We start from the raw sequence: 15551 nt of genomic DNA on the forward strand, positions 1-15551 counted from the left end.
GTAGGAACCGTCGTTCGTGACGGAACATGTCAGTGTTGCAGCTCCAGTCGGTGTGGGAGGCCATCGACGTCGGCGCGGTCGCGACCGGACTCGTCGCGTTCGTCGTCGGGTTCGTCGTCGTCTTCCTACTGGGCAAGATCGCGTTCGTGCCGGTCGTTCGGAGAGCCCTCGGGACGCGGGGGTTCGACCAGGCGGTCCAGAGCCTCGGAACCAGCGTCGCGAACGCAGTCGTGTGGCTCGCAGCGATCGCCGTCGCCTTCACCGTCGCCGGCTTCGGCGCGTTCCTCTCGGCGTTCGCCGTCTTCGGGGGCGCGTTCGCGCTGGCGATCGGGTTCGCCGCACAGGACCTCCTGGGCAACTTCGTCGCCGGCGTGTTCATCCTCAAGGACAAGCCGTTCGAGGTCGGCGACTGGATCGAGTGGGACGGTAAAAGCGGCCGGGTCGAGGACATCGACCTCCGCGTCTCGCGGGTTCGGACGTTCGACAACGAACGGATCACCGTCCCGAACGGTGATCTCGCCAACAACGCGGTGACGAACCCCGTCGCCTACGAGACGCTCCGCCAGAAGTTCGTCTTCGGGATCGGCTACGACGACGACATCGACGAGGCGACCGACTACATCATCGAGGCCGCAAAAGACCACTCGATGATCCTCGACGATCCGGCGCCGTCGGTTCGGCTGGTGGATCTGGGCGACTCCGACGTCGGACTCCAGGCGCGGATCTGGATCGAGGAACCCGATCGCGCCGACTTCATGCGCGTTCGCTCCGAGTACGTTCAGGCGGTGAAAGAACGGTTCGACGAGGAGGGGATCGACATCCCCTACGTCCACCGGGAGCTCACCGGCAGCGTCGAACTCGTCGAACGGGCCAGAGGATCGGACGAGTGATCGGCGCGCCGATCACGGGATCAGGAGTTGCGTCGCTGTTCACAACAGGCCGATCATCGAGAGCACGAGCGCGATTGCGACGATCACCGCGGCGATAGTGACCAGCCGCCAGGCGATCCGCAACACGAGCCGGCCGATCAGGATGACTACCGCAATACCCACGAGCACGACCAGGAGCTGACCGATCGGGGTCGCGAAGAGTCCAGCCTGGAGAACCGGGACGCCCTGGAGGATCCCAAAGATCCCCAAAACGGCCGCGTCGAATGAGAGTGCCATACCCTCCGTTGCGTGGACGGGGGAATAAGCTTTGGGCGCCCGTCTGACGCCAGCAGGACGTGCGTCACGAGACCCCATGTGATGAGGTAACACCCTAATATAAAGGATATTATATAAAAGGGAGAAACTGGCAGTGATTGACAGAGGTAGCCGTTACGGAATGGCTGTCTCGGACGTGAATTGCCTCCCAAACGATCAGCCAAAAAACCCCCTCACTTCTACTGTGTGTACCACTGCTGTACTGCGTTTGTTAGTCTCTAATACTACTTTCACTCCGCTCTAGATACCGTTATATGCAACGCTCCGTTGTATTGGTGGTGTGTACGCGACGCCGTAACTGTCGCGGGGGGAGAACTGGTCAGAACCTGGAGAGGTACCGACCCATCGGGCCCGGGAAACGCAAACATGAAGGGGCCCACTCACCGAGAGAACAACCCATGGATACCGGGAATTCACACAGCAATCGAGAGCCGCCTCGCACGCATCGTGGAGTGATGACGCAATGAGCGACGCCGAACGGACGGTAGAGGAGATCGATCTGCCGATCAAACGCACCGAAGGCGAGACGCTGAAAGAGCGCCTCACCGACAACGCCTACGAGAACATCCTGCCGGCCCGATATCTCCGAAAAAATGCCGACGGAGAACTGATCGAAACACAGGAGGAACTGTTCGTCCGGATCGCGGAGAACATCGCGCTCGCCGAGGCGGTGTTCGAGGCCGAAAAGCGCGGCGTCGAGGTCACGGTGACGCCGGACCAGCTCAAGCCCGACCATCCCCGGCGGGACGAACTCGCCGAGGAGGTGTTCGGAAAAGGCGTCACTTCCGAGGACGACGCGGAAACCACGCTTTCTGTCTACAACGTCAACAAATTCGCCTACGAGACGATCGTTCCGGAACTCCCGCCGGAAATCGCCGCAGTAGTCCAGGAGAAGGCCGAAGAGTTCCGGAAGATCATGGAGGACCTTTCTTTCGTTCCGAACTGCGTTCCGCCGGATTCGCTGGTCGCTGCAGGCGGTGGAATGAAACCGCTCACCGATGTCGAACCCGGGGAACGCGTGTACGACGACGTGGATGGAAACGCCAACGTCGAAGAGAAGTATCAGAACGGGGAGAAACCAGTTCTGGAGATCGAAACGGATTCCGGATATACAGTACGGGCAACACCGGAGCACTACTTCCGCGTAATCGACGAACGTGGGGAGTACGCGTGGCGCCAGGTGAAAGAACTCGAACCGAGAGACACGATCGCTCTCCAGCGGAACTTCCTGGACGACGACGGGGAACAGCCCGTACTCCGAACAGAAACACACGCCACTGACGGAGGGACGTCCGCCAGTCTCCCCTCGCTGGGACGGGACCGGCTTTCGATCGAAACACCCGAGACGGTTACACCCGATTTCGCCGAGTGGCTCGGCCTGTACATCGGAGACGGAACCGCCCGCGAAAGCGGGGTCAGAATGGCGTTCGACGACGCCGACGAAGATCTCGTCGAGCACTGGAGCTCCCTGACAGAGAAGGTCTTCGGATTCGAACCGACTGCCGGACCTCACGGAGAGGCAGCGTGTATTATCGGACGCGCAAGTCGACGCGAACTGTACGATTTCCTGGAAGGGAACGACCTATTGAAGGACAGTTCCAAAACTGCGACGGTTCCGGACACCGTACTCCGGTCCGGGCGAACAGCCGTAGCACGGTTCTTGCGGGGGCTGTTCGAAGCCGACGGCACAGTCGGAGAGCGGTCGATCGAGCTGTATACCCACAGCGAAGCCCTCGCCTCACAGGCACAGAAACTCCTTTTGGGACTCGGGATCCGCTCGACGATCCGGGAGAAACGTGACGGCTATCGGGTCAGTATTCGAAAGAACCGGTGTGGAAAGCGCTTCGTCGAGCAGGTCGGATTCATAAGTGACCGAAAGAGAAGTCACGCAAAACGGTTCGAAACGGTCGCGGACAGTGCCACATCGCTGAAGATCCCGAACCAGACCGAACGGCTCCTCGAGTGGTATCGAGAAAGCGACCTCGACCACGACGCCTACAAAGACCTCTCGCAGTTCCTTATCGATCCGACGTCGGAGTATCATCAGGAAATCGGCGAGGAACTGTTCGAAACGTACGCAGAAACGTACCCCGAACTATGGGAGTCACCAGTCGCAGAACACGTCGAACGTGACCAGTTTTACGAGCCGGTCGTCTCGATCACGGAACTCGGTACGATGGCGGTCGAAGACATGCAGGTTCCCCGCCGGAACACGTACGTCGTCGAGGGGTTCGTGAGCCACAACAGCCCCACAATAATGAACGCCGGCGACGAACTCCAGCAGCTCTCCGCCTGTTTCGTCGACTCTCCCGAGGACGACATCACCGACATCCACCAGACGATGAAGGAGGCGGCGGAGGTGTTCCAGTGTCTCACCGAGGACACCACCGTCTTCGTCGAGGACAAGGGGCTCGTCTCGATCGCGGACGTCGAGCCGGGCGACGAGATTCGAGGACGCGACGGGGAAGGACACCGCACGCGACGGGTCGAGGAAACCCATGCGTACGACGACGCACCCGTCTTCCGGGTCGTCACGGAGGCGGGAATCGAGCTCACGGGCACGCCGAACCACGAACTCTTCGTGGACGGCGACTGGACCCGGATCGACGAGATCGAGCCCGGCGACGCGCTCTCCGTTCGGCTGGGCTGGATTCCCGACATCGGCGAGGAGGTCGAACTCGCGTCCGTCGAAAGCGGCGTACGGGAGTCGATCTCGACACCCACCGACGGCGAACTGGCCGCCGAGACCCGCCTCTCGCCGCGGTCGGTCGCCCGGTACCGGGAGCAGCAGTCGCTGGAGCCGAACGGTCGCCCGGCGAAGGCCGTCACCCAACCGACGACGCTCACCGCCGACCTCGCCGAACTTGTGGGTATGTGGGTCGGCGACGGGTCGACACACGAGGACGGGATTCGGTTCCATCTGCGCCGCGAGGAGACGCTCGAGCACGCCGACCGGCTGTGCCGGGAGCTGTTCGACGAGGGGCTCGACTGGCAGTGGGCCGACGACTGCTACGACGCGGTGTTGCACAGCCACGAGATCAGGCGCTTCTGGCTCGAGAACTTCGGCGACGCGAACCCCGAGTCGACGACCGCGTCCGTACCCGGGCCCGTCCGGCGCGCGGACCGCGACGTCATCGCTGGATTCCTCCGGGGGCTGTACTCCACCGACGGCAGCCTGCAGAAGGGAGCGTATCCCCGGCTGTGGAGCGCCTCCGCGGAACTGATCGACGACGTCCAGCAGCTCTTCGTCGGTCTCGGAATTCCGGCGGCGACGTGGGAGCACGACTCCACGGATCGCGATTACGACAACGTCGGTCCGACCGGGGAGGTCGGCCTCGAGCGGTTCGCCGACCTGGTCGGCTTCGTGGACGGCCGAACGGAGGAGATGCGATCGGAACTGGCCGAGATCGATCACGCGGGGACGACGTTCGGAACGATCGACGGCTCGACGTGGGAGGTCCCGGTCGAACGCGTCGAGGCGGCCGGCACCGACGTCGTCTACGACGTGACCGTCGAGGAGGAGCCCGAGTACGTCGCGAGCTCGGTGGTCTCTCACAACAGCGGCGGCGGAATGGGATACGCGTTCTGGAAGCTCCGCCCCTACGGCGACGCGGTGGGGTCGACCGGCGGGATCGCCTCCGGACCTATCACATTTATGAGGACTTATGACCAGATGTGTTTCGTCCCGGGAACGAAAATCCTCACTCCCAACGGGACGACACCGATCGAAGAACTGGACGAGGGTCAACTGGTAATCGACGAGAACGGAGACGCACAGCCGGTCACTGAGACGATGGAGCGATTCGTCGACGAGGATATCGTCGAACTCACGCCGAAGCGGATCAACAAGCCACTTCGCGTAACCGAAGAACACCCGTTCAAAGTCGTCCGTGAGGACAGATTCGAGTGGGTCGATGCCGGCGATCTGGAGGAAGGAGACCGTCTCGTCTTGGGACATTGGAGGGCCGAAAACGACATCGCTATCGACGGAACGATAGACCTCACCGAGGTGGCCTCCGGTCCCCTCGTCTTCACCGACGGAGGGGTCGTAATCAACCGGGAGCATTACGGCGTCTCGAAGGGGACGCCCCCGGCGGCGTTCGAATCCGAGGTCCCGACGGAGGATTTCGCAACGGTCGCCGGCTGGTATCTCGCGGAAGGAAGTATCCGCTACCAGCGGGGGATCCCTTCAACAGTAACGTTTACGCTGAACAACGACGAGCGGGCGGCGGCCGAAGAGATCCGGGAAGCGCTCAACTCCTTCGGGGTCGACTCGCGGATCCGCGAAGTCGAAGACCGGAACACGCTCCACGTTCACGCGGAACATACCAGCTTCGCGGGTTTCATCGAAGGAACGTTCGGCACCGGCGCGTCGGAGAAGTCGGTCCCCCGTTTCCTCTGGAACGCACCCGTTTCCGTTCAGGCACGCGTGCTGGAGACGCTGTTCGAGGGCGACGGACGGCTCGAAAAGCGTGGAAAGAGTCAGCGCGTACAGCTCAAGCTGGCCAACGAGGAGATCGTCGACTTCGTCTTCCAGGTCGGAGTCCGCTGTGGCGTCCAGTTCTCTCGCCACGATAGGACCCCGGAGGACCGGCAGCCGACGTACTCGGTCAGTGCGAGCGTGAGTACTGCACTCGGAACCCCACTCGAATGCCTCTTCGAGGAGGTTCCCGACGGGTTCGCTCCACGGGATCGGACAAAGCAGGCGAACGGTCGAGAAGTCGTTGCGATCGATTCGATCGAACGGACGCACTACAGTGGACCGGTCTACAACGCCGAAGTCGCGGGTACCCACACATACGTCGCCGAGGACGTTGTCGTTCACAACTGCGAGACTATCGCACAGGGAGGTGCCCGCCGGGGCGCGCAGATGGGGGTGATGCGCGTCTCTCACCCGGACGTCATCCAGTTCATCCACGCGAAGAACAAGGACGTCTCGCTGGCTCACTCGCTGCGGCTGAACGATCCGGACGACTACACGCACAACTCCTTCAAGGAGGCGCTCGAGGAGGCACGGGAACTCATCGACGACGAGGGCCGAGTCCCCAAACATCTCCGGAACGCCGTCGAGGGACACCTCTCTAACTTCAACATCTCCGTGGGCGTCACGGACGACTTCATGGAAGCGCTGTACAACGACGAGGAGTTCACCTTCACCAACCCGCGAACCGGCGAGCCCCACGTCGCGACCCCGGAGACGAAGGAACTGTACGACATGTTCGGCCTCGGCGAGTACGTCGAGGTCGGCGAGGTGCTGTCGGTACCGGCGGCCGAAATCTGGCAGGACATCGTCGAGGGCGCCCACGAGAACGGCGAGCCCGGCGTGATCTACCTCGAGCGGGTGAACAAGGAGCATTCGTTCGACGTGGAGGACCATCCGGATCATCGCATACTCGCCACGAATCCGTGCGTCACCGGCGACACGCTCATCAGCACCGAAAGCGGGCTGATCCCGGCCGAGGAGCTGTACGAGCAGGGCGTCGCTCGCGACGTCGTCGTCGACGGGCGGCTCAGCGAGGATCGAGTCAAGGAAGCCAGCAGCGTCTACCGGACCGGCGAGAAAGAGGTATATAAACTCACCACGGAGGAGGGGTACGAACTCCGCCTGACCGCCGACCACCGCGTGATGACCGACGACGGCTGGGTCGAGGCCGCCGACCTGGACGCCGGCGACACGGTCCACGTCCAGAACCGGAAAGGCGAATTCGGCCGGCACGGATCCGCCGCCGAGGGACGCGTGCTCGGCTGGCTGGTCGGCGACGGCCAGATGAAATCTTCGGAAGAACGGGCCGTTCTCCACTTCTACGATCGAGACACGGAACTCTCCGAGGAGTTTGCTGGATACGTAAACGAAATCGTCCGCAACCCCATCGGAAATGCGGACTACGGGGTCGGCGTAACACAGATTCAGCGCCGTGAGAGTCACCGTTCCGAGGCCGGAAGAGAAGAGCGGGTTCGATCAGAGCGTCTTTACGAACTCGCAGCCGACCTCGGCCTCGAAGCCGACAAGTTACAGGTTCCAGAGGCTGTTTTCCAGGGAAGCGAAGAGATGGTTCGTGGCTTCCTACAGTCGCTGTTTACAGCGGATGGAAGCGTACAGGGGACCAAGGAAAACGGCCGAACAGTCAGACTCGCGAGTGTAGATGTCGACCTTCTCGCTCAAGTTCAGCAACTCCTTTTGAACTTCGGGATCGCGAGCACGATATACGAGGGGCGCAAATCCTCCGGAAAACGAGAACTTCCTGACGGAAATGGAGGAACTAAAGAGTACGAAACCCAGGGATTCCACGATCTCGTCATTTCGAAGGATAATCTCGTTCGGTTCCGGGACGAAATCGGCTTCCTCCGGGAAGACAAGCAGTCGAAACTCGAGGCACATATCGACTCCTACACGCACGGGCCGTACAGTGAAACGTATACGGCGACTGTGGAATCCGTTTTCGAAGACGGAACTGAAGAAGTGTTTGATTTAACGGAAACAGACACACATTCGTTCATCGGAAATGGGATAGTAGTTCATAACTGTGGTGAGCAGCCGCTTGAAGAATACGAGGCCTGCAACCTGGGTCACATCAACCTCTCGACGCTTGCGGCCCTCGACGCACCCGACTGGCGTGCCTGGAGTGCCGAGCACGAAGACGAGTACGACAGCCAGGCCGAGGCGGTCGAGGCGTTCCTGGAGGAGGCGATCGACTTCGAGGAGTTCGACTACCGGATCGATCGCGGCACTCGGTTCCTCGAGAACGTCGTCACGATGTCGGACTTCCCGGTCGAGAAGATCGAACAGAAGGTCCGGGAGATGCGCAAGATCGGCCTCGGGATCATGGGGCTGGCGCAGCTGTACGTCCAGCTGGGCGTCCGGTACGGCTCCGAGACCGGCAACGAGATCGCCCGCCAGCTCATGACCCACATCAACCACACCTCGAAGTGGACGTCCCACGAGCTGGCAGAGGATCGCGGCGCATTCGCCGACTGGGAAGACTCGAAGTACGCGAACCCGACCGAGTACGCCGAGTGGTTCGAGCACCACACCGGACTCGACGCCGACGAGTGGGAAGACGGGTTCCCGATCCGGAACCACAACACCACGACTATCGCACCGACCGGCTGCGTCGACGAGGACTCGCTGATCTCGACCGACGAGGGGCTGCAGCCGATCAAGAACCTCGACGAGACGACCGCCGAGTTCGAGCAGTGGGACGAGATCGAGGTCGGCGTCTCGACCGACGGCGGGACGAAGACCGCGACCGCCGTGTACGACAACGGCTTCGCCGACGTGCGCCGGATCGAAACCGAGGGCGGCTTCAGCGTCGCCGCCACCCCGAACCACCGGTTCCGGGCGCTCACGGACGACGGCGAGTACGCCTGGAAGGAGGCCGACGACTTCGAGCCGGGCGACACCGTCATGCTGCAGCGGGGAACGTTCCAGAACGGCCCGCGGACGTCACTGGATACCAGCGAGAAGGGGAACCGCCACTGGAACTCCGACGAGAACCTGACACTCCCGGAAGAGATGACGCCCGAACTCGCAGAGTTCCTCGGGTACTTCATGGGCGACGGCTACGTCCACGACGACGTCGGGATCAAGCTCGTCGTCGAGTCCGACGCCGAGGAGCTGGACACGTACCTCCGTGAACTCGGAGAATCCCTGTTCGGCGTCGAGCCAACAGTGGAGGACCGGGACACGCGACACGTGCTCGTCTTCGGCGGTCGTCACCTCCCGCGGTACTTCGAAGACAACGGCTGGAAGAAGGCCGACGGGAACACCGGCGAGGGTGCCGCAAGCGCGTTCGTTCCCGAGGAAGTGCTCGCGGGTGAGGAAGCGGTCGCGAAAGCGTTCCTCCGCGGACTGTTCGAGGCCGACGGGACCGCCTCACGGAAGGTCGAGCTTTCGACCGTCTCGGAGACGTTGGCGGATCAGGTCCAGACGCTCCTGCTCTCCCTCGGCGTCGTGTTCGTCCGCGACGTCCTGGAGATGGAGGCCAGGAAGGACCACTACGGCGACCGTCCGCGCCACTGTCTGCGGGGAGCGAACAGGCGCGAGGACAAGCGGTTCCTCGAGGAGGTCGGCTTCGTCACGAAGTCGACCGAGATCGAACTCACGGCCCAGTCGTACAAGAACGACACGTATCCGCCGGCGATCGTCGAGGCGCTGCGGGACGTCGACGGCTACGACGCGGTGAGCAGCTCGGTGAAACACCGGGTCAACCAGTCGCCGAGGAACGGTTCTGTCTCTCGGAAGCTGGTGCGGGACGTAGAAGCCGAGACGGGCGAGACGGTACACCTGGACGGACGGTGTCTCACGGACTTCTACGCGGCGACCGTCGAGACCGTCTCCGAGGAGAAGGCCTACACCAAGGACATCAGCGTCCCGTCGAACAACACCTACGTCGCGAACGGGTTCGTCACCCACAACACCACCTCGATGCTCGGAAATACGACAGGTGGCTGCGAGCCGATATATAACGTCGCGTACTACAAAAACGTCACCGACGACGTGCAGGGAGACGAGATGCTCGTCGAGTTCGACGACTACTTCCTTAGGGTGCTCGAGGCAAACGATATCGACGTCTCATCGGTGAAAAAGGAGGCACAAGAGCAGATGGCCGCAAACGAGTTTGACGGCGTCGAAGGGCTGTCGACGGTGCCAGACTCCATCGGAGAGCTGTTCGTCATCACCGAAGACCTATCTGGAAAGCAACATGCCTCGGTGCAGTGTGCCTGTCAGGAAGGTGTCGACTCTGCGATCTCCAAGACCTGCAACTTCCCGAACGAGGCGACCGTCGAGGACATGGACGAGGTGTACCGGTACATCTACGATCACGGCGGAAAGGGCGTCACAGTCTACCGGGACGGCACTCGCTCGAAGCAGGTGTTGACCACGCGGGCGAAGAACACCGACTTCGCCGACGAGAGCGAGGCCGCCGAGGCGATCACCGAGCAGATCCAGGAGGTGTTCGGCGGGCTCGAGTCGTTCCTCGAGAACGACGACGTCCGGGAGGCGCTCGACGCGGAGATCGAAGCGTTGCTGGAGTCGGTCGACGACGGGTCCAAGTACACCGAGCGTCGGGCCCGACCCGACTCGCTCACCGGTGTCACCCAGCGGATCGACACCGGCTACGGGAAGATGTACGTGACCGTCAACGAGGACGAGAACGGCGAACCGTTCGAGCTGTTCGCGAACATCGGCCACTCGGGCGGGTTCACCAACTCCTTTACGGAGGCGCTGGCGAAGGTGATCTCGACGGCGCTGCGGTCGGGCGTCGACCCCCACGAGATCGTCGACGAACTCCAGGGGACCCGGTCGCCGAAAGTCGCCTGGGACAAAGGCGAACAGATACAGTCCATCCCGGACGCGATCGGCACCGCGATGCGGCGGTACCTGGACGACGAAATCGAAAAGGGCTACCCACAGCAACAGCGTCTCGAAGAGGCCGCCGGCGGGATGTCCGCGGCCGTCGGCGACAACGACGTCCACGACGTCGACAGCGACGAGGAAACCGACGGGGGCTCTTCACTCGCCGAGAACGGGGCCGGTACCGATGCCGGGAGGGACGACGGCGTCGACGCGACCCAGGCGCTCATCGACGCCGGAGAGTCGCCCGAGTGTCCCGAGTGTGGCTCGATGTCGCTGTACTACTCGGAGGGCTGTAAGACCTGCGAGTCCTGTGGCTGGTCGGAGTGTTGAGATAACGCCAGTACTCCCTTCGGGCGGTGAAGGCGGTTAATCCGTTCCCACGGCCGGCGGATCGTGCGGCCCGCGTCCGGGACTCGGCCGTTCTTCCCCGAATCCCGCGGCGACGTCGCGAAAGACGGCTTCCGGATCCTTGTTCCAGGACCACTTCCAGCGGGTTTTCGCCAGCAGATACAGTTTTCGGGAAAGCGACAGTTGGGGCGTCTCCGAGAGGACGTCGTAGTTCCGCTTGCGGATGAGTCGGTGGTGGTCGGCGTACAGTACCGCAGCGAGCAGGACTGCCAGTTGGCAATCCTTCGGCAAATACTTGATCCCGGCGACACCGTCCCGGTAGAGGCGTTCCGCGCGCGCGAGCTCCGTCCGCATCGCCGCAGCGAACCCCTCGTCCATCCGGAGGCGTTCGATCTGCTCTTCGGTGACTCCGTGGTCGGAAAGCGTCGACTTCGGGAGGTAGATCCGATCGCGCTCGAGTACGTCCTCCCGAACGTCCCGGAGGAAGTTCGTTAGCTGAAACGCTTCCCCCAGCGCAGTCGCGTGAGAGAGCGCGTCTTCTGGCGAGTCTGGATCCATCACGGCGGTCATCATCCGGCCGACCGCGGCGGCGGAGCCGTCCATGTACGTCTCCAGCTCCCCATAGGTTTCGTACCTGGAGGTGTCGATGTCGGCTACCATCGCGTCGACGAAGACGTTCACGTCCCGGTCGTCGATCCCGTACTCGACGCGAAGCTCCGAAAACGCCGACAGGACGGGATCGTCCGTCGACTCCTCCCCGAGTGCAGCCCGACGGATCCGCTCGAGCTCCGCCCGCTGTTCGGCGGGCCCCTTGCCACCGGGATCGTCGACGACTTCGTCTGCAACACGAAAGAACGCATACAGAACGTACGTCGCCTCGCGGACGCGCTCGGGAAGGAGTCGCGTGGCGACGTGAAACGTCTTCCCGGTCCGCTGTTGGATCGCCTTGCTTCGGGCGATCTGTTCGTCATCGATCATCTCTGGAGGCGGGCAGGGTCGCTATCGAGGTGTTATTCCGGGGGCGCATTTTACACCTTCGTAGTACGGGTGCCAATCATATAACAGTTCGTGCGAACCCGGATCCACAGACCACAGAGACAAGATAAATACCCGTCGTTCGGCGGGAGTATGTCAGTGCCAGAACGTATCCGAACAGTCGTAGACGACGCCGTGGCTGGGACAGACATACTTGCAGTGGCGGCGGGCCATGGGGCGGTCACAGAGCGGGCACGGTCGACCGCCGCCAGTCGGGTTCGCTGTCACGAATTACACAGGGGAGAGCACGGACAAGACGTTTTCGCGCCGAGACACCGGCCGTGGTGACACACGAAGTCCGTCAGTCGCGCCACGGCCACAGCAGTTCCGAGTCGAAGCGATCAGTCGCGATCAGACCCGCAGCCATCGCCGCCGCAAGCAGCGCGGGGATCGGGTTGCCAAACCAGACGTTGATGCCGCCCCACAGGATCACGAAACTCACCATGTCGTCGAGCATGAACGGCGTCGAACGAAGGCGCGAACGCAATCCAGTACGGTCGAACGCCCGATCGAGCGAGACGACCGCGACCGTCGCAGACAGCACCCATCCTGCGTAGTTCGACAGTGGGACTTCATAGAAGATCCCACCGCCGTCGTACTCCCAGAATCCGAGTGCGACTGCACCGGGATCGAGGACGGCGTCCATCGCGATGACGAACCCGATGACGGTCGCGAGCCGGATCGGGGTCGAGTTCGCCCGCGACCCCAGCAAAAGTAGGCAAAGCAGGTACGCGTTCGCCACGAGGGGAATGAAAAACAGCGGCAACGCGAGGGGAACGCCCCCCACCATCGGGCCGAGGCTGATTCCGTACTCGAAGTGGCCGTACGGCCAGCCCGTCCGGACACCGACGTGCTCGATCGCGTAGGTGTACGCCACGAGCAGTCCGAGCCACGCACCGGCCCGCCGGTCGACAAGCGGAGCCACGCCGGCCACGAGTGGCGACCGCATCACCGCGACGCCGACCAGGAGTAACCAGGGGTTGAAGGCGAGAGGTTCCGGAAGCAGCCCCTCCGCACTGGCGACCAGGAGCAGCCCGCCGACCGTCGGGAAGAGGACCGCGATCGTGAATCGGTTCTCGTCGACCGTGCGGTCGAGTGCCCGTTCGAACTCCCGTCGCGTGTTCGGCAGTCGGTCGCGGACCGCTCCGATAGAGACCCATTCGGGGACGGTACGTCCGCTCACGCGATCACCTCCGTGAGCGGAACGATCCGCCACAGCGCCCCGAGCGTTAGAACGGTGCCGACGAGCGTGTTGAGTGTCGGATACCACCAGTATGCTCGGGCGACGTCAACGTCGGAGCGATAGACGACAAGCACCGCCGCGGGATACACCAGCAGAAGCGCACCGAGACGGAGGTCGACGAGACCGAACCCGACCGCGGACAGCAGCCAGACGCCGCCGCAGTAGGCGAACGTCCGCGTTTCACCGAGGAGAGTCGCCGTCGTCTGGATTCCCGCCGCGCGGTCGGGTTCGATGTCGGGGATCGCCGAGAACGTGTGCATCCCCATCGTCCACAGCCACGCGCCGACGACCCCCGCCACCGGTGGCTGTCCCCCGGCGACGGTCACGTAGGCGGCGATTCCCGGGAGGACGTACAGCCCGTTGGAGAGTGAATCCAGAAACGGCGTGGTTTTGAACCGGGCCGGGGGTACGCTGTACCCCACCGCGAGCAGGAAGAACCCAGCGAGCCATGGCCAGGCACCCGTCGGGGTGATCGCAAAGAGGCCGACCCCGAGGAGGCCGGACGCGATCACCACGAGGAGAACGAACCAGTCGCCCGTCCACCGGGCCTCCCGAGCCTCCTTTTTGGGGTTGACAGCGTCGATCTCGGCGTCGAAGACGTCGTTTACGCCGTAGAGGAGCACGTTCGCCGGGACGAGGAAGTACACCGCGAGCAGAACCGTTTCGACTGTGAAAAGCTCCGAGACAGTAGTCGCTCCGAACGCGACGGCGACGACCACCGGGCCGGCGAGATACAGCCAGAACCGGGGGCGAGACAGCGTGATGAGATACGACAGTCGATCCCAGCCCATGATCGATCGCTCGTCAGTTCTCCCCACTCGTCTCCGCCATCCGTTCTGCAGTCAGCTGGCCGCTGATGAGACACATCGGGACGCCGATTCCGGGAGTGGTGTACGATCCCGTAAAGTAGAGCCCGTCAACCGCAGTCGACGTTCGGTTCGGGCGAAGCAGCGCCGTCTGTGACAGCGTATGTGCGAGTCCGAGCGCGGAGCCGGCGTACGCGTTGTATCGGTCGGCGAAGTCGTCCACACAGAAGGTCTCCTCTACGACGATCCGATCCCGGAGATCGACGCCCGTGTTCGCCTCGATATCGTCGAACAACTGTTCTCGAAACGCCGCCCGGCGCTCGGGCGTGTCCTCGAGCCCGGGCGCGATCGGTACCAGCGCAAACAGGTTGCTGTGCCCGTCCGGGGAGACCGAGTCGTCGGTTTCGGAGGGGACACACAGGTAGTACGCCGGGTTCTCGGGCCAAGCGGGTTCCTCGAAGATCTCCTCGAAGTGGTCGTCCCAGTCGGTCGGAAGCACCAGCGTGTGGTGCGCGAGCGGTTCGACGTCGCCTTCGACCCCCAGATATACGAGATACGCCGACGGTGCGTACGTCCGGCTCTCCCAGTACTCGGCGGGATACTGCCGCTTTTTTGGGGGGAGCAGCTCCTGTTCGGTGTGGGCGTAGTCGGCGTCGGAAACCACCAGATCCGCGAGGAACTCCCCGTCTGCTTCGGTTCTGACTGCGAACCCGCCGCGTCTGCCGGCGATCTTTCGGACCGGCTGGCCAGTGTGAAACGCGACGCCGAGTTCGTCCCCGAGCTCGACGATCCCGTCGACGACGGCGCCGATTCCGCCGTCCGGGTAGTAGACGCCCATGTTGAAGTCGACGTGACTCATGAGATTGTACAGCGCGGGCGTGTTGTGCGGCGATCCGCCCAGGAACACCAGCGTGTACTGCATGATCTGCTGGAGCTTCGGGTGCGAGAAGTACTCCTCGACGTGGCCCTGCATCGTTCCCAGAAGCGAAAGGTGCCGAGAGTGTCGCAGCACCTCGAGATCGACGTAATCCCTGAGACGAGGGCGGTCCTCGTAGACGAACTCCCGCATTCCGAGCTCGTAGTTCCGTTTCGACGTCTCGAGGTACCGAGCGAGCGCCTCGCCGGCGCCAGGCTCGTAGGACTCGAACAGCCGTCTGTTCTCTTCGAGATCCGGAACCAGATCGACACGGTCCCCGTCCTTGAAGAAGATCCGGTAGTGTGGATCGAGTCTGGACAGCGAGTAGTACTCGGACGGCTCCCGGCCGAAGTGACCGAAGAACCGCTCGAACACGTCGGGCATCAGATACCACGAGGGGCCCATATCGAACTCGAACCCGTCGACTTCCAGCCTGCTCGCACGGCCGCCGAGCTGTTCGTTCTTCTCGAGGAGGGTCACGTCGGCGCCAGCATCGGCGAGATAACAGGCGGTCGAGAGCCCGCCGAACCCGCCGCCGATCACGACGACGGACTCACCGGCGAGCGAACCGAGATCCGGAGGCGAATCCATGCATCCTGATAGGTCGGACACGAGTGTCAATCTTGCCCCGGCAAGAGAG

Annotated in this window: 8 protein-coding genes; 2 read left to right on the forward strand and 6 right to left on the reverse strand. The window is 62.9% G+C overall.

Going from position 1 to position 15551, the window contains the following annotated elements:
- Positions 1-26 precede the first annotated feature (26 nt).
- Positions 27-890, forward strand: coding sequence for a mechanosensitive ion channel family protein (locus tag RH858_RS04370; protein WP_310561212.1), 864 nt, complete (start codon positions 27-29; stop codon positions 888-890).
- Between the two features lie 39 nt (positions 891-929).
- On the opposite strand, the gene RH858_RS04375 is transcribed toward RH858_RS04370, so the two are convergent.
- Positions 930-1166, reverse strand: a complete 237-nt coding sequence (locus RH858_RS04375; protein WP_310561213.1) for a hypothetical protein — start codon at positions 1164-1166, stop codon at positions 930-932.
- Positions 1167-1668: 502 nt separating this feature from the next.
- Between RH858_RS04375 and RH858_RS04380 the strand changes: the two genes are divergently transcribed.
- Entirely contained in the window at positions 1669-10893 is a 9225-nt protein-coding gene (locus tag RH858_RS04380; RefSeq protein WP_310561214.1) for an LAGLIDADG family homing endonuclease, read from the forward strand.
- A 36-nt stretch (positions 10894-10929) separates the two neighbouring features.
- Here the strand turns inward: RH858_RS04380 and RH858_RS04385 are convergent, their stop codons facing one another.
- The 5 genes from RH858_RS04385 to crtI all read right to left on the reverse strand — a co-directional run bounded on the left by RH858_RS04385 (position 10930) and on the right by crtI (position 15502).
- Positions 10930-11889, reverse strand: coding sequence for a phytoene/squalene synthase family protein (locus tag RH858_RS04385; protein ID WP_310561215.1), 960 nt, complete (start codon positions 11887-11889; stop codon positions 10930-10932).
- A gap of 153 nt (positions 11890-12042) precedes the next feature.
- A complete protein-coding gene (locus RH858_RS04390; protein WP_310561216.1) occupies positions 12043-12174 on the reverse strand; it encodes an HVO_2523 family zinc finger protein in 132 nt (43 codons plus the stop codon).
- Between the two features lie 73 nt (positions 12175-12247).
- A complete protein-coding gene (cruF, locus tag RH858_RS04395; RefSeq protein WP_310561217.1) occupies positions 12248-13129 on the reverse strand; it encodes a bisanhydrobacterioruberin hydratase in 882 nt (293 codons plus the stop codon).
- Positions 13126-13980: a prenyltransferase gene (locus RH858_RS04400; protein WP_310561218.1), complete on the reverse strand. Its 855-nt coding sequence runs from the start codon at positions 13978-13980 to the stop codon at positions 13126-13128. The genes cruF and RH858_RS04400 overlap by 4 nt, the downstream gene beginning before the upstream one ends.
- Before the next feature lie 13 nt (positions 13981-13993).
- Positions 13994-15502, reverse strand: coding sequence for a phytoene desaturase family protein (gene crtI, locus RH858_RS04405; protein WP_259535144.1), 1509 nt, complete (start codon positions 15500-15502; stop codon positions 13994-13996).
- Between the last annotated feature and the right edge of the window lie 49 nt (positions 15503-15551).

Source organism: Halalkaliarchaeum sp. AArc-GB (assembly GCF_031432225.1).
Lineage (GTDB): Archaea > Halobacteriota > Halobacteria > Halobacteriales > Haloferacaceae > Halalkaliarchaeum.

Bases quoted from the DNA above. Each gene is read 5' to 3' on its own strand.
- RH858_RS04385 (WP_310561215.1), bottom strand. From the start codon at position 11,889: ATGATCGATGACGAACAGATCGCCCGAAGCAAGGCGATCCAACAGCGG.
- RH858_RS04380 (WP_310561214.1), top strand. From the start codon at position 1,669: ATGAGCGACGCCGAACGGACGGTAGAGGAGATCGATCTGCCGATCAAA.
- crtI (WP_259535144.1), bottom strand. From the start codon at position 15,502: ATGGATTCGCCTCCGGATCTCGGTTCGCTCGCCGGTGAGTCCGTCGTC.
- RH858_RS04370 (WP_310561212.1), top strand. From the start codon at position 27: ATGTCAGTGTTGCAGCTCCAGTCGGTGTGGGAGGCCATCGACGTCGGC.
- RH858_RS04375 (WP_310561213.1), bottom strand. From the start codon at position 1,166: ATGGCACTCTCATTCGACGCGGCCGTTTTGGGGATCTTTGGGATCCTC.
- RH858_RS04400 (WP_310561218.1), bottom strand. From the start codon at position 13,980: ATGGGCTGGGATCGACTGTCGTATCTCATCACGCTGTCTCGCCCCCGG.